General features: G+C 68.3%; 25 protein-coding genes. 13 read left to right on the plus strand and 12 right to left on the minus strand.

The window, feature by feature from the left end; all coding sequences use genetic code 11:
• Positions 1–37 precede the first annotated feature (37 nt).
• Both ABT313_RS02165 and ABT313_RS02170 read left to right on the plus strand, forming a co-directional pair.
• Positions 38–655 (plus strand): hypothetical protein, encoded by a 618-nt coding sequence (locus tag ABT313_RS02165; RefSeq protein ID WP_350847716.1) that lies wholly within the window; start codon positions 38–40, stop codon positions 653–655.
• Positions 656–657: 2 nt separating this feature from the next.
• On the plus strand, positions 658–1230 hold the full coding sequence (locus ABT313_RS02170) for a hypothetical protein (protein WP_350847718.1): 573 nt from the start codon (positions 658–660) through the stop codon (positions 1228–1230).
• On the opposite strand, the gene ABT313_RS02175 is transcribed toward ABT313_RS02170, so the two are convergent.
• Complete coding sequence (locus ABT313_RS02175) at positions 1185–2105, minus strand: 2-dehydropantoate 2-reductase (protein ID WP_350847720.1); 921 nt, start codon at positions 2103–2105, stop codon at positions 1185–1187. The genes ABT313_RS02170 and ABT313_RS02175 overlap by 46 nt on opposite strands.
• A 54-nt stretch (positions 2106–2159) precedes the next feature.
• Here ABT313_RS02175 and ABT313_RS02180 point away from each other — a divergent pair, with 54 nt between their 5' ends.
• The 3 genes from ABT313_RS02180 to ABT313_RS02190 are packed head-to-tail and all read left to right on the plus strand — an operon-like array spanning position 2160 to position 4158.
• Complete coding sequence (locus tag ABT313_RS02180) at positions 2160–2687, plus strand: CGNR zinc finger domain-containing protein (protein WP_350847722.1); 528 nt, start codon at positions 2160–2162, stop codon at positions 2685–2687.
• A 53-nt stretch (positions 2688–2740) separates the two neighbouring features.
• Positions 2741–3268 (plus strand): maleylpyruvate isomerase N-terminal domain-containing protein, encoded by a 528-nt coding sequence (locus ABT313_RS02185; protein WP_350847724.1) that lies wholly within the window; start codon positions 2741–2743, stop codon positions 3266–3268.
• A complete protein-coding gene (locus ABT313_RS02190) occupies positions 3265–4158 on the plus strand; it encodes an alpha/beta hydrolase (protein WP_350847725.1) in 894 nt (297 codons plus the stop codon). Before ABT313_RS02185 ends, ABT313_RS02190 begins: the two co-directional genes overlap by 4 nt.
• Here ABT313_RS02190 and ABT313_RS02195 read toward each other — a convergent pair.
• Both ABT313_RS02195 and ABT313_RS02200 read right to left on the minus strand, forming a co-directional pair.
• Positions 4139–5596, minus strand: a complete 1458-nt coding sequence (locus tag ABT313_RS02195; RefSeq protein WP_350847727.1) for a peptide MFS transporter — start codon at positions 5594–5596, stop codon at positions 4139–4141. The two genes, ABT313_RS02190 and ABT313_RS02195, sit on opposite strands and share 20 nt — an antisense overlap.
• 29 nt (positions 5597–5625) lie before the next feature.
• Positions 5626–6393: a hypothetical protein gene (locus tag ABT313_RS02200; protein ID WP_350847729.1), complete on the minus strand. Its 768-nt coding sequence runs from the start codon at positions 6391–6393 to the stop codon at positions 5626–5628.
• Positions 6394–6513: 120 nt separating this feature from the next.
• On the opposite strand from ABT313_RS02200, the gene ABT313_RS02205 reads away from it, so the two are divergent.
• Genes ABT313_RS02205 through ABT313_RS02230 form a run of 6 tightly spaced genes read left to right on the plus strand, consistent with a single transcriptional unit; the run spans position 6514 to position 11661 of the window.
• Entirely contained in the window at positions 6514–7506 is a 993-nt protein-coding gene (locus ABT313_RS02205) for a LacI family DNA-binding transcriptional regulator (protein ID WP_350847731.1), read from the plus strand.
• A gap of 31 nt (positions 7507–7537) precedes the next feature.
• Positions 7538–8500 (plus strand): Gfo/Idh/MocA family protein, encoded by a 963-nt coding sequence (locus ABT313_RS02210; protein ID WP_350847733.1) that lies wholly within the window; start codon positions 7538–7540, stop codon positions 8498–8500.
• Between the two features lie 25 nt (positions 8501–8525).
• Positions 8526–9539: a Gfo/Idh/MocA family protein gene (locus ABT313_RS02215; RefSeq protein ID WP_350847735.1), complete on the plus strand. Its 1014-nt coding sequence runs from the start codon at positions 8526–8528 to the stop codon at positions 9537–9539.
• Positions 9539–10351, plus strand: coding sequence for a Gfo/Idh/MocA family protein (locus ABT313_RS02220; RefSeq protein WP_350847737.1), 813 nt, complete (start codon positions 9539–9541; stop codon positions 10349–10351). Before ABT313_RS02215 ends, ABT313_RS02220 begins: the two co-directional genes overlap by 1 nt.
• A gap of 43 nt (positions 10352–10394) precedes the next feature.
• Positions 10395–11105, plus strand: coding sequence for a 2OG-Fe(II) oxygenase (locus tag ABT313_RS02225; protein ID WP_350847739.1), 711 nt, complete (start codon positions 10395–10397; stop codon positions 11103–11105).
• A gap of 43 nt (positions 11106–11148) precedes the next feature.
• Positions 11149–11661 (plus strand): DinB family protein, encoded by a 513-nt coding sequence (locus tag ABT313_RS02230; protein WP_350847741.1) that lies wholly within the window; start codon positions 11149–11151, stop codon positions 11659–11661.
• A gap of 1 nt (position 11662) precedes the next feature.
• Here the strand turns inward: ABT313_RS02230 and ABT313_RS02235 are convergent, their stop codons facing one another.
• The 3 genes from ABT313_RS02235 to ABT313_RS02245 are packed head-to-tail and all read right to left on the minus strand — an operon-like array spanning position 11663 to position 13178.
• On the minus strand, positions 11663–12061 hold the full coding sequence (locus tag ABT313_RS02235; RefSeq protein ID WP_350847743.1) for an arsenate reductase ArsC: 399 nt from the start codon (positions 12059–12061) through the stop codon (positions 11663–11665).
• Positions 12058–12777: an aquaporin gene (locus tag ABT313_RS02240; protein WP_350847745.1), complete on the minus strand. Its 720-nt coding sequence runs from the start codon at positions 12775–12777 to the stop codon at positions 12058–12060. The genes ABT313_RS02235 and ABT313_RS02240 overlap by 4 nt, the downstream gene beginning before the upstream one ends.
• A 17-nt stretch (positions 12778–12794) precedes the next feature.
• Positions 12795–13178 carry a metalloregulator ArsR/SmtB family transcription factor gene (locus ABT313_RS02245; RefSeq protein ID WP_350847747.1) on the minus strand — a complete coding sequence of 128 codons (384 nt, stop codon included), beginning with the start codon at positions 13176–13178 and terminating at the stop codon, positions 12795–12797.
• Positions 13179–13255: 77 nt separating this feature from the next.
• Here ABT313_RS02245 and ABT313_RS02250 point away from each other — a divergent pair, with 77 nt between their 5' ends.
• On the plus strand, positions 13256–14647 hold the full coding sequence (locus ABT313_RS02250) for an FAD-dependent oxidoreductase (RefSeq protein WP_350847749.1): 1392 nt from the start codon (positions 13256–13258) through the stop codon (positions 14645–14647).
• Positions 14648–14665: 18 nt separating this feature from the next.
• Here the strand turns inward: ABT313_RS02250 and ABT313_RS02255 are convergent, their stop codons facing one another.
• The 4 genes from ABT313_RS02255 to ABT313_RS02270 form a co-directional block, all read right to left on the minus strand.
• Positions 14666–15247 carry a dihydrofolate reductase family protein gene (locus ABT313_RS02255; protein ID WP_350847750.1) on the minus strand — a complete coding sequence of 194 codons (582 nt, stop codon included), beginning with the start codon at positions 15245–15247 and terminating at the stop codon, positions 14666–14668.
• 137 nt (positions 15248–15384) lie between these two features.
• A complete protein-coding gene (locus ABT313_RS02260) occupies positions 15385–16212 on the minus strand; it encodes a carbohydrate ABC transporter permease (RefSeq protein WP_350847752.1) in 828 nt (275 codons plus the stop codon).
• Between the two features lie 14 nt (positions 16213–16226).
• The gene (locus ABT313_RS02265) at positions 16227–17105 is read right to left on the minus strand and encodes a carbohydrate ABC transporter permease (RefSeq protein ID WP_350847754.1); all 879 of its coding nucleotides are present in this window, start codon (positions 17103–17105) and stop codon (positions 16227–16229) included.
• Positions 17105–18487, minus strand: a complete 1383-nt coding sequence (locus tag ABT313_RS02270; protein WP_350847756.1) for an extracellular solute-binding protein — start codon at positions 18485–18487, stop codon at positions 17105–17107. Before ABT313_RS02270 ends, ABT313_RS02265 begins: the two co-directional genes overlap by 1 nt.
• 166 nt (positions 18488–18653) lie before the next feature.
• On the opposite strand from ABT313_RS02270, the gene ABT313_RS02275 reads away from it, so the two are divergent.
• The gene (locus ABT313_RS02275; RefSeq protein WP_350847758.1) at positions 18654–19667 is read left to right on the plus strand and encodes a LacI family DNA-binding transcriptional regulator; all 1014 of its coding nucleotides are present in this window, start codon (positions 18654–18656) and stop codon (positions 19665–19667) included.
• Here the strand turns inward: ABT313_RS02275 and ABT313_RS02280 are convergent.
• Positions 19625–21511, minus strand: coding sequence for a glycoside hydrolase family 127 protein (locus ABT313_RS02280; protein WP_350847759.1), 1887 nt, complete (start codon positions 21509–21511; stop codon positions 19625–19627). The two genes, ABT313_RS02275 and ABT313_RS02280, sit on opposite strands and share 43 nt — an antisense overlap.
• A gap of 55 nt (positions 21512–21566) precedes the next feature.
• On the minus strand, positions 21567–22184 hold the full coding sequence (locus ABT313_RS02285) for an SGNH/GDSL hydrolase family protein (protein ID WP_350847760.1): 618 nt from the start codon (positions 22182–22184) through the stop codon (positions 21567–21569).
• Positions 22185–22199: the final 15 nt, after the last annotated feature.

Below are 22199 nucleotides of genomic sequence, written 5' to 3' on the forward strand. Positions count from 1 at the left end.
CTACCGTCGAAGCACACTCTTCGAAAGGTGGGGAACCATGAACCGCAAACTGAGCGTCCTCGGCCTGGTCGGCGCCGCCCTGACCACAGTGTCCGGAATCACCATCGAGGCCGTCGTGAAGCCGGCATCCGACGTCTCGGACAAGATGTGGAGCTACCCGTGGACCAGTGACAGCCTGGTCCCGGCCTCTCTCGCGAACGCCGCACTGCATCTCCTCGTCCTCCTCGGAACGATCGGCTTCCTGCAGGTGATGACTCAACGGGCCGGCCGCGTCGGGGGCGCGCTGGCCACGGCCGGCGCGGCGATCCTGTTCCTCGCCGAGTTCGCGTCGCTCCCGATCGCCGATCAGCGGCTGGACGAGACCGGTCCGCAACTGGTCGGGGCGTTCTTCGGGCTCGGCGTCGCGCTCACAGGCATCGGTCTGACCATGGCCGGTATTGCCGTCCTGCGCTCGCCCGAGTGGACCGGGTGGCAGCGGTACGCCGCGCTGGTCGCGGGCGTCTGGTCACTCGTCATGATCGGCGTCAGCGCGACCAGCGCGCTCCCGGTCGGCGTCGCGATCTACGGGCTGACGCTCTGCGCGCTGTTCGCGGCCGTCCGCACACGTCGGCCGCGAGCTGCCGAGCCCCGGATCAGCGCCCGGATCGAGAGCTGAGGATGCTCGCCCGATGGCAGCTGCCCGCAGCCGGGGGTGCGTGCGGCCTCGCCTGGGCCTGCGGCCTGCGTGGGTTCATGGCTCAGGTCGCGGGGCCTGGGTCCGCGGTCACCTGGTCCGGCACTTTCGGCTGGATCCTCCTGCCCGGGACCGTGCTCGGCGTCCTCCTCGGGTGGTCCGAGTACCTGCGGCGCACGAACGAACGGCGTCCGCGGTGGCTGATCTTCTCACCGCTGCTGCTGGCAGCCGTCCTCCTTCCCGGGCTCGCGAATCCCTCGCAGTTCCTCGCTGACGGGATCGGCGGCGGCGCGCTCGCCGTACCGCTGTTCGGTATGGCAGGCGGTTACGCGCTCGCCGGCACCGGTCGACGGTGGGCACGGATCGCCTGTACTGCGGTCGCGTTACTGCCGATACCGGGATGGCTCATCGCGACGCTCGCGCAGAACTCCACGATCGGACCGCGCGAGGTCTGGGTGACGGCGTACTTCTGGTCGTTGATGGCGGTGCTGTCGTTCGCGTCGTCAATCCCTCACAGGTTGCCGGCAGCGACTGCTCTCGCGGTGGCCAGTTCGTAGAGGAAGGTGTTGACGGGGGTGGGGACGCCTGCTTCGTTGCCCAGGCGGACTACTGCGCCGGTCCAGGCGTCGAGTTCGGAGGGGCGGCCGGCGGTGAGGTCGCGTTGGAGGGAGGTGGTGCCGTCCGCGGGGAGGCCGTCGATCCAGGCGAGGGTGCGGGGTACGACGTCGGCGGCGAGGTGGATGCCTCGGGCAACGGCGACGTCGCGGATCTCGGTGGTGGCGTCGGTGAGGAGTCGCCGGGTGGCGGGATGCGTGCGGAGCACGCCGTACCCGGCGCCGGTCGCGGTGCCGAGGCCGCCGCTCGGGACGACCGAGAGGAACTTGGCCCACAGCGCGGCCCAGATGTCCTCCGACACGACGGCTTGCAGGCCGGCGGCGACGAACACCTCCCGGAGCGAGTCGGCCCGGGCGGACTGCCGGTTGTCCCACTCTGCGAATGTCAGCTTGCCGCTGCCTAGATGCCTGATGATCCCGGGCCCGTCGACATAAGCGATCACCTCGGCGGCACCGGGCAGTACGGCGTCCCGCCCGAACGACTCTGCCACCTGGTCAGGCGCCTCGACGCCGTTCTGCACCGTGACGATCGCGGTGTCCGGGCCGACGAGCGGCTGGATCGAGTGGATCGCCTCGGGCAGCTGCCAGGTCTTCACGCTGACCAGAACGAAATCGACCACGCCGAGCTCGGCCGGTTCGTTCGTCGCCTGCACCGGTAACTGCAGATCGCCGGCCGGGCTCCGCACGACCAACCCGTCCGACCGCAGCGCCTCGAGGTGCTTGCCCCGCGCCACGAACCCGACATCCTGCCCCGCCGCAGCCAGCCGTGCGCCGAAGTACCCACCAACGCCGCCAGCGCCGACGATCCCGATCCTCACAAGCTGCTCCCTTGTTACCGGTTTAACTGGTAACACCGATGATAGGCTACGACCATGAACACGCGCTTCACCTGGGTCGCCGGCCGCCCGTCGGTCGATTTCACCGCGACCGTCGGCAAGCGGGAGCAGGAGCCGTTCGAGCGCATGCCCGAGCCGGCAGATCTCGCTCGCTGGTTCCGCGAAGCAGGCCTCACCCAGGACGAGGTGCCGGTATCCCGGCGCACGTACGGTCAAGCGGTCCAGCTCCGGGAGGCGCTCTACCGGCTCTTCACCGGCGCGACCCTCCCGGCCGACCTCGAGGTCGTCAACCAGTGGAGCAGCCGCCCACTGGCAGGCCCGCGCCTGACCCCGGACCGTCGCCTGGCTACTGGCCTGACCGACGTCCCGGAGCTGCTCAGCAGGCTGGCCCGCGACGCCGTCGACCTGCTCACCGGACCACTGGCCGAGCGGATCCGGGTGTGCGAGTCCGACGACTGCTCCCTGCTGTTCGTCGACACGAGCCGCCCTGGCCAGCGCCGCTGGTGCTCGATGAACACCTGCGGCGCCCGCGCCAAGATGGCGACGTACCGCGCGGTGAATTGAGAACTTCGCGCAATCCACCGGGGCGCCGCCAACCAGGCTGGTTGATTGTCGGCATGCGTACACCGACTACCACCCCGGCGCAGGCAGCCGGAATGATCCGCCGGGACCAGGAACTCCTCTTGAGCCGGGTCGCGGGAAAGAGCGACGACGAACTACGCGCGCCGTACGACGTGGCCGCCGGCCCGCTCGGGGACTTCTGCGACTCCTTGCACGACCTGGTCGCCCACGTGCTGATGTGGGACGAGATCAACCTCGCCGTACTGCGAGATGCCAAAGCGGGACGTCTGCACTGGAGCCTCGACCCGCGCTGGGAGACCGCCGAGATCGGCCGAGCCCTCAACCTGGGCGGCGTCGAGGCTGGACGGCGGATCCCGTCCGAGCTGGTTCTCCACCGATTCACCAGCGTCGGCGCCGCACTCCTGGCCGAGATCGAGCAGTACGACGACCAGGCGTGGGCCGACCCGTCGACCGGCGCCGGGTTCGACGGCGGGATCGGGGCCTTGGCCGAATACGTGTCCACGACCCCGGACGGGTTCCTGTTCGCCCACGCGGCCCGCCATCTCCAGCCGGTTGCCGCATGAACCGAGAGCTGATCGAGAGCCCGGAGTACGGCTCGGAAACCGATGCGCTCCTGAAGATGCTCGCCGACGCACCCGAACTCGACGGCGACCCCTACGAAGCTTTGCTGCTGGACCGGGAGGACCTGCCGGATCCCGCGTTGGCAGGCCACCCCGATCCCCGGGTTTCGTTGGACGACCTGACGATCGAACTACCGGGACGCAGGCTGGAAGCGCGGGTATACCGATACGCGACGCAGCCCCGGCCGATCGTCCTCTGGCTGCACGGCGGCGGTTTCGTCGGCGGCCACCTCCGCGACATCGAGTACGCAACCTCCGGGATCGCTGCCAACGGCAACGTCACCGTTGTCTCACTCAACTATCGCCTCGCGCCCGAGAACCCTTACCCAGCAGGACTTCACGACACCTACGAAACCCTGCAATGGATCCACGAACACACAGCCGAGCTCAACGGCGACGGCCGGATCGTCATCGGCGGGCAAAGCGCAGGCGCAGCGCTTGCCGCCGGCACCTGCCTGCTGGCGCGGGACGAAGGCACCCCACTCCCCGACCGCCAGGTCCTCTGTTACCCGACCCTGGACCTCCACCCGGACGAGGACTGGCACGAGTGGTACGCCCCGACCAACGACCCGACCGCTGTACCTCTCCAAGCAGACTCGCTCGCAGGCCTCCCGCCCACACTCATACTCGCCGCCGGCCGAGACTCACTGCGACCTGACGCCATCGCCTATGCCAGCCGTCTCACCGAAGCCGGTATACCAACCAAGCTGGTCGAGTACGCCGACACCATGCACGCGTTCCTCAACTTCCCCGCCGCGTTGTCAGCCGGACGTCATGCGGTCGAGCTGATCGGCGCCGACCTCCGCGCGACGTTCAGTGCACCCCGCGCATGAGTCGCCTGATCGGAGGCGTCGCCAGCGCCAGCAGCCCGCCCAGCACCAGTGCAACCACACCGATGACACCGAAGTAGGCGGCCTCGTGCTCGGTGCTGTAGAGCTTCGCGAGTACGCCGGACATCGCCGTACCGAGTGCGACCGAAAGGAAGAACAAGGCAACCATCTGGGTTCGGAACGCCTCGGGTGCGAGCTTTGTCGACAAGGAGAGACCGACCGGCGAGAGCAGTAGCTCGGCGATCGTGAACACCAGCAGGATGCCGGCGAGTCCGAGCAGCGGCGCGCTGTTCGGACCGCCGCCGGCCATGGTCAGGAACAGCAGGAACGCGATACCCATCACGGCCAGACCGGCGCTGAACTTGATCGGCGTCGACGGCTGCCGCGACCCGAGCTTCGTCCACAGCGCGGCGAACACACCGGACAGGATGATGATCATCACCGGGTTGATCGACTGCACGAACGACACCGGCATCTCCCAGCCGAAGATGTTCCGGTCGAGGCGCTGGTCGGAGTAGACGGTCACCACGGTGAACTGCTGCTGGTAGAGCGACCAGAACGCCGCGCTCGCGATGAACAACGGGATGAACGCGAGCACCCGGCTCCGTTCGACATCGGTCAACCGGCCGCTGCCGAGAATCACGACGAAATAGGCGATCGCCGCGAGCGCACTGATGACGGCGACCGCGAGCGCGTACCGCGCGGCCGGCAGGATGCCGGAGAGCAGGATCCCGACGATGACCACCAGCGCGACCGCGGCCGCGATACCCACCCGGCGCAGCGCGTCGGGGGTCAACGGGTTCGGCACCCGGCGGGCTTCGTCGCTCAGCCGGCGCCGGCCGGCGCCGTACTGGACCAGGCCGAGAAACATCCCGGCCGCAGCCAGCCCGAAGCCGTAGTGGAAGCCGATGTTCTTCTGCAACAGACCGGTCAGCAGAGGCCCGGCGAAGGCGCCGAGGTTGATGCCGAGATAGAACAGGGAGAAGCCGCCGTCGCGGCGATCGTCGTCCTCGGTGTACAGCGTCCCGACCAGCGAGGTTGCGTTCGCCTTCACCCCGCCGCTGCCGACCGCGATCAGCACCAGCCCGACCGCAACCCCGGCCAGACCGGGGAGCAATGCCAGCGCGATGTGACCGACCATCACCACGACCGCGGCGTAGAACAGCGTGCGTTCCGGACCGAGCAGGCGGTCGGCCAGCCAGGCCCCGAGGATCGTGGACAGGTAGACGAGTCCGCCGTACGCGCCGACGATGCTGGTCGCCGTACCTTCGTCGATGCCGAGGCCGCCGCGGTCCGCGGTGTAGTACAGGTAGATCAGCAGGATGCCCTGCATGCCGTAGAACGAGAAGCGCTCCCACAGTTCTACGCCGAACAGGTTGGCCAGGACGGGCGGGTGGCCGAAGAACGTGCGTTGGGTACGTGCGGTCTCCGGGCTGCTCAAGGCAGGACCTCTCCTCGGGGGGTTGGGGGTCAGTGCTCGGCGCGGTGGGTGAAGAAGCGCGCGGGGTTGCCGGCGGCTCGTGGGCTGGATGCGAGCCAGGTGGTGAAAGAGTCCGGATGGCGGCGCTCGAGCTCGTCGAGATAAGCCCGCCGTACGTCGACCATGGCCTGCCGGCGATCCGCCCCGAGAGCCCGCTGGAGCTGGGTGAAACTCCGTCGCCAGGCCAGGCACAATTCCTCGTCGCTCAGCTCGCCGACGCTGCGTACGACGGCCGCGAGGTACTTCGGCATCGGCCAGTCCGCCGCCGCGCGGCCGTCGGTCTGGACCACCTGCAGCAGCTCGGAAGCTGCCGTGGGCAACTTGATCGGCCGGCGCCGCCGTACCTCACGGGACGGCTTGTCGGCCGTCCCGGAGCGGAGCCAGCTGACGACGGGCGGGGAGGCGCCGACGACAAGGACCATCAGCGCGACCGTGCGAGCGCCGACGGCTGCGGCGTACCCGCAGACCGCGAGCACGAACAGGCCGCCCAGCACCGCCCAGCGCGGGACGAGGTACGCCAGGTCGGCGGACGGCAGGTCGCGGCCCAGGCCGATGCTGAGGCAAACGGCTCCCGCGGTGAACGCGGCGACCAGGAACGCGACCAGGTTCGTCGACGGCGTGATGAACACCAGCGACGCAACAACTCCGATTGCGGCCAGCAGTCCCACGGCTGCCCGCCAGATGCGCGAATACCGCAGCTCGACGTCCACCATGTTCATCCCAGTGCCCATCGTCCGGTCGTCCAACCAGGCGTTCACTTCACAGTGTTACTCGCCGGTGGCCCGCAATGAAGACACCGTGACCGGCCAGACATGGACGTGTCGTCAGGTTGCAATGAAGCGGCACACTTCTGCAACCGGTTGCACTATCGTGGGCACATGTCGCCACGTACGCAGCGGGCGCCGGGGGTCACGATCGGCGATGTCGCTGCCGCAGCCCAGGTATCGCGATCGACGGTGTCGCGGGCGTTCACCCGGCCGCAGCTGCTCAGCCCGGAGACCGTCGATCAGGTCCGCGCGGTCGCGGCCCAGCTCGGGTACGTCGGGAACCAGGCGGCGCGGGCGTTGTCGACCGGGCGGTTCGGGAACATCGCCGTCGTCGTACCCGATATCGCGAACCCGTTCTTCCCGCCGCTGGTTCGTAGCCTGCAGTCGGCCGCGGAGACCGCGGACCTGGCGGTTTTCCTCGGCGACTCGGACGAGTCCGCGGAGCGGGAGGCGAAGCTGATCGCCCGGCTCGCGCCGCAGGTCGAAGGGTTCGTGCTGGCGTCACCGCGGCTGTCCGAGGAGCTGATCCGCGAACTGGCAGCCACCCGTCCGGTCGTCCTGGTGAACCGCGATCTCGACGGCATTCCCCGCGTACTGATCGACTCTTCCGGCGGGATGACCGAGGCGGTGATGTTGCTGAAGAAGCTCGGCCACCAGCGGATCGCGTACCTGGCCGGCCCGCGGGACTCATGGTCCGACCAGCAGCGCCGGGAGGTTCTGACCTCCGCCGCGTCGGGATTGACCGTCGAGGTGATCGAGGTCGGCCGCCCGAGCTACGCGGCCGGGCGCGACTCGGTGTCGGCGATCGTACGATCCGGCGCGACTGCCGCGATCGCGTTCGACGACGTGGTCTCGCAGGGCGTGCTGGCCGGGCTCGAACTGCGCGGAATCTCGGTGCCTTCGGATTTCAGCCTGATCGGCTGCGACGACACCCTCGCCGCGCTCACGACGCCGGCGCTCACCAGTGTCTCGGCAGGCGCAGCCACCGCCGGTACGGCGGCCGCGAAGCTCCTGATCCAGCTCCTGGAAGACCCCACCGCGGAGTGCATCACGATCGCAACCCATCTGGTGATCAGAGCCACGACGGCGCCGATGACGCGTTGACGTGCAACCGGTTGCATGCTGGAATCACGAGATGACTCGGATCGCCGTCGCCGGAGCCGCCCATCCGCACGTGGCCTATGCGACCGCGGAGGTCGACGCCGTCGACTCCCTCGAACTGGTCGCGGTCGCGGACCCGAGCCGGGAGCTCGCGGAGCGCTGGGCAGCGCCGTACGACGCGAAGGTGTTCACGGATCACCAAGAGATGCTCCGCGAGGTCGAGCCCGACATCGTCATGGTCGCCGGCATCTACGGCGACCGCGGCCGGACGGTCGTCGATGCCTTGAACGCCGGTTGCCACGTCATCGCCGACAAGCCGCTGTGCACGACCCTCGAAGACCTCGACGCGATCGCCGAAGCCGCGCAACGCACCGGCCGCCACGTCACGCTCCTGCTCGAGAAGCGCTACTACCCCGTCACGCTCGCGGCCCTGGAGATCTCCACTCAGCTCGGCACGATCCACGGCGTGACCGCCTCCGGTCCGCACAAGCTCAACCGCCCGACCCGTCCGGACTGGTTCTTCGACCGAGCGCAGTACGGCGGCTTGCTGAACGATCTCGCCGTCCACGACATCGACGCCGGGCTGCTCTTCACCGGCCTCACGAGTGGGACCGTGAGCGGCTTCGTCGTGGACAGCTCGTACGGCGTGGCGACGCTGAGCGGACCTGGCGCGCTGATCACCGCGGGCGTGGACTGGATGAATCCGGCCGGCTCCCCGATGCACGGCGACTACCGGATGAAACTCGTCGGCACCGACGGCACCGCCGAACTGCTCTGGGCGCGCAACCGCCTGGTCGTCACCACGACCGACCTCGCGCCACACGACGTACCGCTGCCGGCCGGCCACCGTCCCGCCGAGCTCCCTCTGCAGGCGCTTGCTGCAGGCAACGAGCCGGACATCACCACGAGTCGCGGCCTGCTCGCGACCCGCCTGGCCCTGCTCGCCCAACAGTCCGCCGAGACCGGCGGCGTACCGCTCCCCTGGACGACTCCCTGATCCCCCGATGGAAGAGAGAGGTCTCATGCGTTTCGCCCTGATCGGTGCCGGCGCGATCGGCACCGTGCACGCTCGCCTCATCGAAGCCCTCGGTAACGAAGCCGAGCTGGTCGCCGTCGTCGACCAGAACCTCGACCGCGCCGGCAAGTTGGTGGAGCAGTACGGCGGCCACGCGTACGCCACCCAGGCCGAGGCGTACGCCGCTTCGCCGGTCGACGCCGTCGCGATCTGTCTACCGAGCGCCCTGCACGCGGACAACGCCATCGAAGCCTTGCAGGCCGGTAATCACGTGATCGTCGAGAAGCCCGTCGACATCACACTTGAGGCCGCGGACCGTCTGATCGAGGCGCAGCGAGCGACCGGCCTCACGGTCTCGGTCATCAGCCAGCGCCGCTTCCAGCCGCCGGTTACCCAGATCCGTACGGCGATCGACAGCGGCGCGCTCGGCCGCGTGACCTCGGGGATCTCCGAGTCCGCGTTCTTCCGGCCGCAGTCGTACTACGACGGCGACGACTGGCGGGGGACCCTCGCGATCGATGGCGGCGGCGCGCTGATGAACCAAGGGATTCACGCGCTCGATCTGCTGGTCTGGATGCTCGGCCGCCCGGTCCAGGTCAGCGCGCAGACCGGCATGCTCGCCCACTCTGGGATCGAGGTGGAGGATCTGGCCGGCGCCTCGATCCTGTTCGAGAGCGGGGCGATCGGCCTGCTGCTGGCCAGCACAGCGGCGTACCCGGGTCGTCCGGTGCGGCTGACGATCCACGGCGACCAAGGTACGGCGGTGCTCGACGACGACCAGCTCGCATACTTCGCCTCGGCCGAGGGTTCGGAGCCGTCGGCGCCTGTCTTGGAAGGACCCGCCGACTGGGGTCCGGTCGAGCTGGCCCACCTCGCGCAGTACCGCGACTTCATCGCCGCCGTTCGGGACGGGCGCGCTCCGGCCGTGTCGCTGGAGGCCGGTCGGCGGTCGTTGGCGACCGTGCTCGCCGTGTACGAATCCGCCCGCCTCGGGCGTCCCGTCGAGCTGAAGGAGAACTGATGCGCATGGCCTTGGTCGGGACGGAGAACAGCCACGCGGACCACATCGTCCGCTCGTTGAACGTGGACCAGATCTCGGGCGCGCGCATCGTCGCGCTGGTCGGCGACGACGAGAAGACCCGCAAGCTCGCGGCTCTCGGCGGCATCGCTGACGTCGTCCCCACGTCGGACGAGCTGATCGGCTCGGTCGACGCGTTGATCGTGACCAATCGCGACGGCGCGGTGCACCGCGAGCTCGCCGTACCGTTCCTCGAAGCGGGAACCCCGGTCTGGGTGGACAAACCGCTCGCGGCGAGCACGGCGGATGCGCGGGCGATCCTCGACGCGGCGCGGGTGGGCGGCGCGCTCGTGACGTCGTACTCCGCTGTGCGGTGGGTCGCGGATGCTGATGCTCTTGCGGAGGCTCAGGTCGGCGAGGTGCAGACGGTCACTGTGACAGGGCCGGCTGACCCGGGCAGCGAGTACAGCGGCATCTTCTTCTACGGCATCCACATCGCCGACCTCGCCCAGCGGCTGGCGCCTGGTGAACCGGGACCGGTCTCGGTCGAGCACGTGGGTTCGACTGTGGTGGCGAGGTATCGCAGCGACGGCGTGCTGGTGACGCTGCAGTTCGTCAAGCCGACAGACGACGGGCGGGTGCCGTTCCACGCCGCGGTCGTCGGGCGGACCGGGCTGGCGAGCCGGGCGGTCGAGCTGGACGCGGAGTACGTCGTACCTGGTCTGAAGGTCTTCTTGAAGATGCTCGAGACCGGCGAGCGCCCGCTCGACGACGCAACCTTGCTGGCCCCGATCACGGTCCTCGAACAGCTGTAAGCGCAGGCCCTCACACGATCGCGGGCTGCGGCGTTCCATCGGTATGGACAAGTACGAGCGACGAGTCGCCGGAGCGGACTGGGACGGGGTGACGGCCGAGGTGAATGATCTCGGCTGCGCACTGCTCCCTCAGTTGCTGACGCCGACCGAGGCTGCCCGGATCGCGGCGCTGTACGACGACGTTGCGCGCTTCCGTGCGACGGTCGACATGGCGCGGCACCGGTTCGGCGAGGGGCAGTACCGGTACTTCGACCATCCGTTCCCTGAGGCGGTCGACGCGTTGCGGCAGGCGCTGTATCCGCGGTTGCTGCCGATCGCACGGGACTGGTACTCGAAACTGAACCGGGTTGCGGAATGGCCTGACACGCTCGACGAGTGGCTCGACATCTGCCACGGAGCCGGGCAGACACGGCCTACGCCGATCCTCCTGCGGTACGGCGCGGGCGACTGGAACGCGTTGCACCGCGACCTGTACGGCGACAAGGTGTTCCCGCTCCAGGTCGTCATCAACCTGAACGACCCCGGCGTCGACCACACCGGCGGCGAGTTCCTCCTGGTCGAACAACGCCCGAGAGCGCAGTCCCGAGGCACCGCCACCCTCATCCCCCAGGGCCACGGCCTCCTCTTCACCACCCGCGACCGCCCCGTCAAATCAACCCGAGGCTGGTCCGCCTCCCCCGTCCGCCACGGTGTCTCCCCCATCAAATCCGGCCAACGCCACACCCTCGGCCTCGTCTTCCACGACGCCAAGTAGTAAAGGGTCTGGTGTTGGGGCTGGGTGGGTGGTGTGATGAAGGATGGACAGGCAAGCGGTCCACGACGAGCTCGAGCGGGTGCGGGTGGACTTTCGCGGGCTGGTCGAGTCGGCCGATCGGGAGAGTTTGCTTAGGGCAACCAACGGCACGCGGTGGAACAACCGGCAGTTGCTGTTCCACATGCTGCTCGGGTACCTGATCATTCGCGCGCTGCTGCGGCTCGTGCGGACGTTCGGTCGCCTGCCGCCGAGGGCCGGCCGCGCGTACGCCCGCCTGCTCAACGCAGCGACCCGACCGTTCGACGAGGTGAACTTCCTCGGCTCGTATGCCGCCGGGCGAACCGTGAGCCCCGAGCGAATGGTCAAGATGTTCGACCAGGTCGTCGCCAAACTCCATCGGCGGCTCGACGCGGAATCGGACGCCGATCTCGCCCGCGGAATGCACTATCCGACGCGATGGGACCCGTTCTTCAAGGACTACATGACGCTGGCGGACGTGTACCGCTTCCCGACCCAGCACTACGACTTCCATCGCCGTCAGCTCACGCTGGATTGATTCAATCTTGGAGCTCGGTGAGCAGCTTTTCGACGCGGGCGCGGATGTTGTCGCGGACCTCGCGTACGACGTCTATCGGCTGGCCGGCGGGGTCGGTGAGGTCCCAGTCCTCGTAGCGCTTGCCGGGATAGATGGGGCAGGTGTCGCCGCAGCCCATGGTGATGACGACGTCGCTGTCCCGGACGTCTTCGGTGTCGAGCAAGTGCGGTGTGTTGCCGGTGATGTCGATGCCAACCTCGCGCATGACGTCGACGGCGACCGGGTTGATCTGGTCGGCGGGCTCGGAGCCCGCGGACCGGATTTCAACGGTGTCGCCGGCGAGATGGCGGAGCCACCCAGCGGCCATCTGGGACCGGCCGGCGTTGTGGATGCAGACGAAGAGAACGGCGGGTTTGCTCACGAGGACGCTCCTGCGGTGGTGGTCTCGGTGTGTGGCGTTGTGACGTTGCCGGCAGCACGACCTGCGCCCGGGTACAGCAACGCAAGCAGGCCGATGCCGACGATCGCGCCGATGATCTGGAAGGCGACGAACCCGGGAACGGAGTGGGGTGCGATGCCGGCGAACGTGTCGCTGAACGCTCGCCCGACGGTGACCGCCGGATTGGCGAACGAGGTGGACGAGGTGAACCAGTACGCCGACCCGATGTAGGCACCGACCGAGACGGGCGCGAGCCGGGCCCGGCCGGAAGCAGCCAGCGCGAAGATCAGCAGGACCAGTCCCGCGGTGGCGACAACCTCGCCTAGGTACAGATGACCCGCGCTGCGATCGGTCGTAGACCAGGACACGGCGCGACCGCCGTACATGAGATTGGCCAGCACGGCCCCGGCGACGCCACCAACGATCTGCGCAGCCACATAAGCAACGAGTTCTTGCGGCGCCAGGCCATCCCCCGTACGCCGCCCGAGCCACCAGTCGACCGCGGACACCACGGGATTGAAGTGCGCGCCAGACACCGGCCCGAGCATCACGATCAGCACGGCAAGCCCAAGCCCGGTCGCAAACGCGTTCTCCAACAACTGCAGCCCGACATCACCAGGCGACAGCCGCGCCGCCGCGATCCCAGACCCAACCACAACCGCCACCAACAACCCGGTCCCGAGCCCTTCAGCAACCACCCGCCTCCACAACCCCGTCACGAGCAACGCCGAGACGCCGTGCCGTCGGGCTTGGAGACCTCGAGGAGGGTGGAGAGCCATTGGAAGCGTTCGGGGAGGGGCCAGTAGTAGACCCAGGTGCCGCGGCGTTCGCAGTCGACCAGGCCGGCTTCGCGGAGGACCTTGAGGTGGTGGGAGATTGTCGGGCCGCTGACGTCGAACTGGGGAGTCAGGTCGCAGACGCAGATCTCGTCGCCGGCGGAGGTGATGATCGACAGCAGGCGGAGACGGATCGGGTCGGCGAGGGCTTTGAAGACGGCCGCGCCCTCGGCGGCCTTGGCGGGGTCGAGGGCGGCGTCGGAGATCGGCGCGCAGCAGCCGGCGGTCGGGGCCTGCGTCAGAACGATCTCCTGTTTAGACATAGATCTATATTGACTCTTGTCGAAACAAGAGGCAAGCTGGCTGCTGTTTCGATGATCTTCTAGACAGGAGTTGGATCGTGGGCGAGCACACAGCCTCCCCGGTAGTCGTGATCGGCGCCGGCCCGATCGGCCTGGCCGCAGCGGCGCACCTCGCGGAACGCGGGCTGGACTTCGTCGTACTGGAATCCGGGCCGAGCGTCGCGGCAGCCATCGAGGAGTGGCGGCATGTGAAGCTGTTCAGTCCGTGGCGCTACGACATCGACGCCGCGGCCCGCCGCCTGCTCGAGCAAGCCGGCTGGTCCGAGCCCGACCTCGGCACCTTGCCGACCGGCGGCGACCTCATCGACGTCTACCTGGAGCCGTTGGCCAAGACCCCGGAGCTCAACGACCGCATCCGCTACAACTCCCGGGTCACCGCGGTGACCCGGGTTGGCTTCGACCGGCTCCGCACCGCCGGCCGCGAGACCGCGCCGTTCCTGATCCGGCTCGCTGACGGAAGCGAACTGCTCGCGTCGGCAGTGATCGACGCGGCCGGCACCTGGCGCAAGCCGAACGTGCTCGGCGGATCCGGCATCCCGGCCCGCGGCGAGACGGTCGACGCGGACGGCATCGCCCGCGCCTTGCCCGACGTGCTCGGCGCCGACCGCGACCGCTACGCGGGACGTCGTACTGCGGTCGTCGGGGCAGGTCACTCGGCCTCCACCACCCTGCTCGACCTCGGCCAACTCGCGCAGGAGGTGCCGGGCACCGAGGTCGTCTGGGTCGTGCGCGGCACCGACCAGGCGCGGACATACGGCGGCGGTGACGCCGACGAACTCCCCGCCCGCGGAGCGCTCGGCAGCCGACTGAAGAAGCTCGTACAGTCCGGCCACGTCGAACTCGTCAGCGCGTTCCGGATCGAGGCGATCGCCCGCACCTCCGAGGGCCGCGTCGAACTGACCTCCGGCGACCGCACGGTCAGGGCCGACACCGTCGTGAACTCGACCGGCTTCCGCCCCGACCACGACATCGTCTCCGAACTGCGCCTCGACCTCGACCCGATCATGGGCTCGACGCGGGCACTCGCGCCGTTGATCGACCCGAACCGGCACTCCTGCGGAACCGTCCCGCCGCACGGCGTCGACGAACTCACCCACCCCGAGCCCGGGTACTACGCCGTCGGCGCCAAGTCCTACGGCCGCGCCCCGACGTTCCTGCTCGCCACCGGCTACGAACAGGCCCGCTCCGTGGTCGCCGCGCTGGCCGGCGACTGGGAGGCCGCGCGCGACGTCCAACTCGACCTGCCGGAGACAGGCGTCTGCTCTTCCAACCTGGCGTACGGCGGCACCGACAACGAATCCGGCGGCTGCTGCGGCCCCGCTCCGCAACCAACCGCACCTGCAGGACGAGGCCTCGCCACCGGCATCAGCGGCGGCCTGCTCACGGTGATCGACGACAAGCCGAGCACCCAATCAGGCTGCTGCAACTAGCCAGTGCATCCACAGCGGTCAGTTGTGGAGCATGGAGTGGTAGATGAGTTCCTGAGTGCGGCCGTCGAGGGTGTGGGTTTCGAGGAGTTCGAGGTCGAAGTCGGCGGCGCCTTCGAAGACGGGCTCGACGCCGGTCTGGCCGGCGATCACCGGGAAGATCGTCAGCTGGACGCGGTCGACGAGCCCGGCCGCCATCAGGGCTCGGTTCAGCGACAGGCTGCCGTGGGAGCGGAGCGGTACGTCGGACTCCTCCTTCAGCCGGGCGATCGTCTCGACGGCGTCGCCGGTCAGAACGGTTGCGTCCGGCCAGTCGAACGGGCCTTCGAGGGTCGACGACACCACCGTGGTCGGCATCGGCCGCATTCGCCCGTTCACCGGGTCGAGCGCGTCGGCGGAGATCTTGCTCGACCCGATCATCTCCATCATCAGCCGGAACGTGTTCGCCCCGAACACCATCCGCTGCGGCTCGTCGTACTGCGCGATCCGCCGCGCCAGGAACTCGGGCCCGTGCTTGCCCCAGTACGGCCCCCAGTCGGCGTCGTCGTACGACGCGAACCCGTCCAGGCTGGCGAAGACGTCGAACGTGTAGGTCGCAGTCATCTCGTACTCCCTTTGAATGCTCTCGGCAACCCCCACGGGCAGCCAGTCACCCCTGCGTCGAACACGTAGCCCCTGATTCGACACCAACCCGGCAACCCAGGACCACCCCTGCAGCCCTCGTCGAATAGCCGAGGATCTCAGCCCTTGACCCCGGTGAGGGTCACGCCTTCGACGAAGTACCGCTGGAGGACGAAGAAGATGAGGATGATCGGGAGGATCACGACCAGGGAGGCGGCCATCAGGAAGCCCCATTGGGCGGTGTAGGTGGACTGGAAGCCGGCCAGGCCGAGGGCGAGGGTGAAGTGGCTGTCGGAGGTCAGGTAGAGGAGCGGGCCGAGGAAGTCGTTCCAGACGCCGATGAACGTGAAGATCACCACGACCACGACGACCGGTTTCGACAGCGGCATAATGACGGCCCAGAACACCTTCCACGGGGTGGCGCCATCGATGTACGCCGCCTCGTCGAGTTCGTACGGGATCGTCAGGAAGAACTGCCGGAACAGGAAGATGTTGAACACCCCGCCGCCGGCCCCGGCGAACCACGCCGGCACGGTCAGCGGGATGAAGGTGTCCAGCGCGCCGACCGATCCCCACATCACGAACGTCGGGATCAGCGTCACGGCGTACGGCAGCATCACGCCGGTCAGCAGCAACCCGAAGATCAGGTTCCGCCCGCGCCAGCGCAGCCGGGAGAAGCTGAACGCCGCCAGCGCGCACGTCAGCACGGTCCCGGTGACGACGAGCACCTCGATGATCATCGTGTTCAGGAAGTACCGCGCGAACGGCTGCGAGCTCAGTGCGCCGCTGAAGTTCGCCCACGCGAACGGCTTGGGGATCCACTGCGGCGGCGACACGAAGATCTGGTTGTCGTCCATCAACGCGCTGCGCGCCAGCCAGACGAACGGCGTGACCATGATCAGCGCGCCCGCGGCCAGCAACACCCAGACCGCCGTACGCCGAACCACCGAGCCTTCTCGTATCACCGGGCCGCTCCCATCTCGTAGTGCACCCATCGGCGAGCGTTGCGGAACAGCAGCACGGTGATGACCAGGACGATCACGAACAACACCCAGGCCAGCGCGCTCGCGTACCCGATCTCGCTGTCGGTGAACGCCTTCGTGTAGAGGTAGTAGATGTAGAACTCGGTCGCGTTGTTCGGACCGCCCTGCGTCATGATGTAGGCCTGGTTGAACACCTGGAACGTGCCGATCGTGCCGGTGACCAGGTTGTAGAAGATCGTCGGCGTCATGAACGGCAGCGTCACGTGCCGGAACCGCGCCCACGACCCGCCGCCGTCGATCGACACCGCCTCGTACAGCTGCCGCGGCACACCCTGCAATCCGGCCAGGAAGATCACCATCGCGTTCCCGAAGCCCCAGGTGCTCATCAGGATCAGCGACGGTACGGCGCTCTTCTCGCCGTAGATCCAGCTCGACGTCGGCAGACCGCCCTGCCGCAGCATGCTGTTCAGCAACCCGAAGTCCGGGTTGAAGATCCAGATCCACAGCACCGAGCTCGCGACCGCGGGTACCAAGGTCGGCAGGTAGTAGATCGTCCGCCAGAAACCCCGTCCACGGACGCCCTGGTTGACCAGCATCGCGACGGCGAAGCCGACCAGCAGCGTGAGCGGCACGACGCCGAGCGTGTAGTAGGTGGTGACGTTCAACGACTTCCAGAACAGTGGATCATGGCCCAGTTGCTTATAGTTGCCTAGGCCAACAAATCGCGCCGGTGCGCCGATCTGCCAGTCGGTCAGGCTGAAGACCAGCGACGCGATCATCGGCCCGATGGTGAAGATACCGAAGCCCAGGATCGCCGGTGCCGCGAGCAACCATCCCCAGCGTCGTTCGGCTCGCATCAGCTGCCGTTGGCCGGGTACGTGCCCTGCAGGAGACCGCCGTTCAGCTTCGCGGCCAACGGCTTGAGTACGTCGGCGGCCGGGGTCTTGCCCTGCTGGATGACCTGGATCGCGGGCGTCAGCACCTTGTCGATCGCCTCGATGTTGCGCAGCTTCTGGTAGAAGTACGGCGCGGAGTTGTTCATCGTGTAGTCGACCCCCGCGGTCCGGTACTCCGCCGGGTGCGCGTCGTTCTTCGTCCAGACGTCGATGTCCTTCGGGTCGGTGTAGTACCGCTTCTCCAGCGGCATCCACAGCCCGGTGCTGAACAGGTCGACCTTGGTCGGGTTGTCGTGGAACAGGTACAGCTCGACCGCCTCCTGCTCGTGCTTAGTCGAGGAGAAGATCGCGGTCGCGCCGCCGAGTGTGATCGTCATCGGCTTGCTGTACTTCGGCAGCACGCCCATCCCGAACTCGAGCTTGCCCTGGGCAAGATCCAGCAGCGTCCACTGCCCGTCGATCACCATCGCCACCCGGCGGGTCTTCAGCTGCACCGTCGTACTCGGCGCGTTGTTGCCGAGCTGCGCCGGCGTCGGCGCGACGCGGTGCTTGTACATCAGGTCGGCGACGTTCTGGAACACCTCGATCGCCTCGGGGGTGTCCAGCATCGACTTGCGGCCGGTGTCGTCGGCGAAGTTGATACCGCGACTGAGCAACAACGGCTGGTATACCGTCGGCCCGAGCCCCGCGGACACACCGTACTGCCGGATGCGCTTGGGGTCGAAGCCGTCCTCGTCGGGGTGCTTGCCGTTCTGGTCGAGGGTGAGCTTGTAGGCGTTCTGGACGAAGGTGTCCCAGCTCCACGCCTCGTCCGCCTCGGCCGGCGGGGTCTCGACGCCGGCATCCTTCAGCGCCGGCTTGCTGTACCAGAGCGACATGATCTCGTTGGCGCTCTGGGTGCCGTAGGTCTTGCCCTTGTCCCACCAGAAGTACGTGCCGGGCAGGCGGTTGGCGAGGTCGGGGTACTTGTCGAAGTACGGGTAGAGGTTGACGAGTTTGCCCTGCTCTGCAAGGCGGTATCCCATCGGGCTCTGCATGTAGCACAGGTCCGGCTGGCGGTTGCTGGCGACCAGCGCGTTCAGCTTGGTGTCGTAGTCGGCGGGGGTGAAGACGGGCTTCACCGTGACGCCGGACTTCTCCTGCTCGAACGCCTTCAGCATGTTCGAGATGGCCTTCTGCTCCGCGGTCGAGCCCCAGAACATGAACTGCAGCTGCTTGGACCCGCCGCCGGAACCAGAGCCGCTGTCCCCCAGCGACTTGCCGCTGCAGCCGGCCAGTCCGGCGAGTGTGGCCAGCCCGCCGAGCTGCAGCGCGCGGCGCCGACCGAAGGTTGTTGCTGACATGAGCCCTCCTCGGGCAGCGAACACGGGCCACCGAAACACGGCGGCAACATGTTTCCTGACAATAGGAGCGGAGCCGAAATCGGTCAAGGGTCAACGTTGTAACGGGACAGCTTCAGGCGGTCGGACAGGTATGGTTGTTTCCGGAAACACGGACAGAGGAGGTCGGTTGAGCCAGGAGAAGCGGGCGACGGTCAGGGATGTCGCGGCGCGGGCGGGGGTGTCACCGGGGACGGTGTCGAAGGCCCTCAACGGCACCGGCCAGATCAGTGAGGCGACCCGCGAGCGGATCCGGCAGGCGGCCGAGGAGATCGACTTCCGGCCGAACGCGCTGGCCCGCAGCGTGTTCGAGCGGCGCAGCTACACGGTCGGGATGATCACCACCGACAGCTTCGAGCGGTTCAGCGTCCCGGTGATGCTCGGCGCCGAGGACGCGCTCGGGGCCGGCCGGATCTCCGTGTTCCTGTGCGACAGTCGCGGAGATCCGATCCGCGAGCGGCACTACGTCGATGTCCTGCTCGGCCGCCGGGTCGACGGATTCATCGTGACCGGCCGCAACTTCAACCGCCGGCCTCCCCTGGCCGGCACCCGCGACGTACCGGTCGTGTACGCGTTGACGCCGTCGGCCGACGACACCGACTGCTCGGTCGTCGTCGACGACGCCGCGTCCGGGCGGCTGGTCGCGGAGCATCTGCTCCGGATCGGCCGGACCAAGATCGCGCACGTCACCGGGCCGGAGCGTTTCGACCCCGCGCGGAGCCGTCACGCCGGCCTCACTTCAGCCCTGGCCGACGCCGGTCTCGAGCTGACTGGCATGGCGATGTACGGCGGCTGGACCGAAGCCTGGGGCCGTCAGGCGACGCACATCCTGTTCCGCGAGAACCCGGACATCGACGCGATCCACTACGGCAGCGATCTCCTCGCCCGCGGCGGCGCCGACGCCCTGCGGGAGCTCGGCCGGCGTATCCCGGAGGACGTCGCCATCACCGGCACGGACAACTGGGAACTGATTGCCGAGGGCGCCCGTCCGCCGTTGACCTCGGTGGACCTACGGCTCGCGGACGTCGGCCGGGTGGCCGCCCAACGGTTGCTCGACGCAATCGAAGGACGGCCGCATGCGGGCCTCGAGCAAGTGCCGTGTCAGCTCGTCGTCCGCGCGTCGACCGACGAGACCGCGGGCTGATACGGCAGCCACACCTTCATCGGGCCGACCTCGCGGTTGGCCCATTGGTAGTACGGCAAGGCGGTGACCTGTACGGCGTCGCCGAGCGCTGCCGGCGCGTCGGCGTACAACTCGCTCCGAGGCTGCCAAGTGGCGCCACGGGCGGTGATGCGATCACCCGGGACATCGTCGAGCGTGCTGCCGGTCAGCACCAGGTCGTCGACAGGCACCTCCTGGTCGGCCTGCTCGACGGCGTACAGGAGCGGGCCACGGCAGATGGCGACCGAGCCGCGGATGCCTTCAACCCGCGGGTGGCCGTGGACGAGGCGTGGCGCCATCGGCAGGTTGAGCACGATGCGATCGCCGGCCTGCCACACCCGGCGGACCGTGGCGTAGCTGCCCGCGACGCCGGGAACGACCTCGTCTCCGACACTGATCTCGGCACCGTCCGCCCAGGCCGGGATCCGCAGGCTGATCGCCGTCTCGGCGGGCTGCTCGACGGTGATGACGACGCGACCGGACAGTGGGTAGTCGGTCGCGACACTCAGGCGAAGATCACCTGACACGATCGAGCCGGCCGCGTACTGGTGGATCTGCACTCCAAGCTCGTTGCTAGTGGCAACGTAATGCTGGAGCGACGCAAACGTGCGCATCAGGTTGGTAGGGCAACAACTCGTCCCGAACCACGGTTGCCGGCCGTTGCCCGGAGCCCGCTTGTCGGCATCGTCAGAATCCGCACGGACCTGCAACGCGTTGACATAGAAGTACTTCGACCGATCGAGCGATACCCCTGGCAGTACGGCGTTGTAGAGCTGCCACTCGATCAGATCCGCGTACCGCGCCTTGCCCGTTGCCAGCAGCAACCGCCAGCTCCACTGCAGGCTCGCGACCCCGGCACAGGTCTCCCCGTACGCGACGTCGTTGGGCAACTCGTAAGCGTTCCCGAACGACTCACCGTCCCAGCGGCTGCCGAGGCCGCCGTTGACGTACATCTTCGTCTGCACCATGTTCTGCCACTGCGTCTCGAGGCTCTGCAGGAGCTCGGCGTCACCGGTCTCGATCGCGACGTCGGTCGCACCGGCCGCGAGATAGATCGCCCGGACGGCATGACCTTCCGGCGCGGTTGTCTCACGCACCGGGATCCGGTCGGACAGGTACGCCGCACGCCCCGCGTTGTCCGGGGCAAGGATCGACCGGCCGTGCGCGTCGACGAAGTACTTCGCCTGGTCGAGGTACCGCTGCTCGCCGGTGGTCCGGTACAGCTCGACCAACGCCAACTCCGCGACCGGATGGCCGCAGAACCCCTCCCGCTGCCCCGGCCCGGTGCCGAACGTCCGATGCAGGTGATCTCCGGCCCGCCGCGCGACGTCGAGCAACGCGGTCCGCCCGGTCGCCCGGTACTGCGCGACCGCGGACTGGATCATCGCGCCCATGTTGAAGATCTCGTGGTCGAAGTCGAGCTTCCCGTACCGCTCGTCCCGCCGGCCCGACTGCACGAACGTGCCCAGGTAACCGTCGTCGTCCTGGGCCGCCGCGATCAACGCGGTCCGCGACTCCAGCCAGTCGGCCAGCCGGGGATCGTCGCTCCGGCCCGCCTCCCAGGCGACGGCCTCGAGCCACTTGTAGGCCTCGCCGTCCTCGTAGTTCGGCCCGTGGTACTCCGCGTCCGTCACGCCCTTGGCGACGTTGCGGAAGTTGTGCCACTGCTCCTCGAGATGCTCGGCGCCCTTCGGGATCGAGACCGTCCCGTTGGTCGCCTGCAGCTCGCCGAGGAAGCTGCCGTCGAGTCGTACGTCGCGCAGGCCGAGCGGGCGGAGCGCGGTGGCTGCAACCGGCGCGGCCGGTCCCTGATCTGTCGTGGTCACCGGACCATCCTGACAAGCACGGCACACTACAGGCAACATGTTTCCGCGATTTCCTTCAGCTAGCGAGCTCGCTGCAGATGTCCCACGCCGCCTGACGCAGCAGCGCGGCAGTGTCCGGATCGAGGCCTTTGACCGGTACGTCGGTGCCGACCGGGTCCTCCTGCAGGAGCGCGATCAGGAACACGCACGCGGCGAGGTAGCTGCCGGCGAGGGCGGGGTGGCTGTTGTCCGCGTCGTGCAGGACCGGCTCGTCGTGGGTCGCGATGAATCGCTCCCAGACCGGTCCGACCGGGATCAGCGCGGCGCCGAGCTCCACGGCCGCGCCGCCGTACGCGTCGGTGAGGGCCTTCTGGGTCTCCGGAGCGTTCCGTCGCGCCCAGGTCAGGTAGAACGCCGTACGCGCACCGGCCGCCGTGATCGCGGCGTCGAAGTCGCGAGCGCTCTCGCGGAAGCGGGCCGGGCTCTTGATCGGCAGCGTGCTCTGCTCCTGCAGTACGACGGTGTCGAAGCCGCCGCTCGCAATCGCCGCGAGCGCCTTGCCCGCGTTGAGGTGCTGCCGCAGCGAGGCGCCGCCGGCCGAGATGAGCTTGTGCTCGATCTCGATCCCGCGGGCCGCGGCCAGCCCGGTGATCAGTCCGGGCAGGTTGTTGCGCGCAGTGAAACTGTTACCCACAAAGAGAATCCGCAC

Source organism: Kribbella sp. NPDC000426, from assembly GCF_040300265.1.
GTDB lineage: Bacteria > Actinomycetota > Actinomycetes > Propionibacteriales > Kribbellaceae > Kribbella.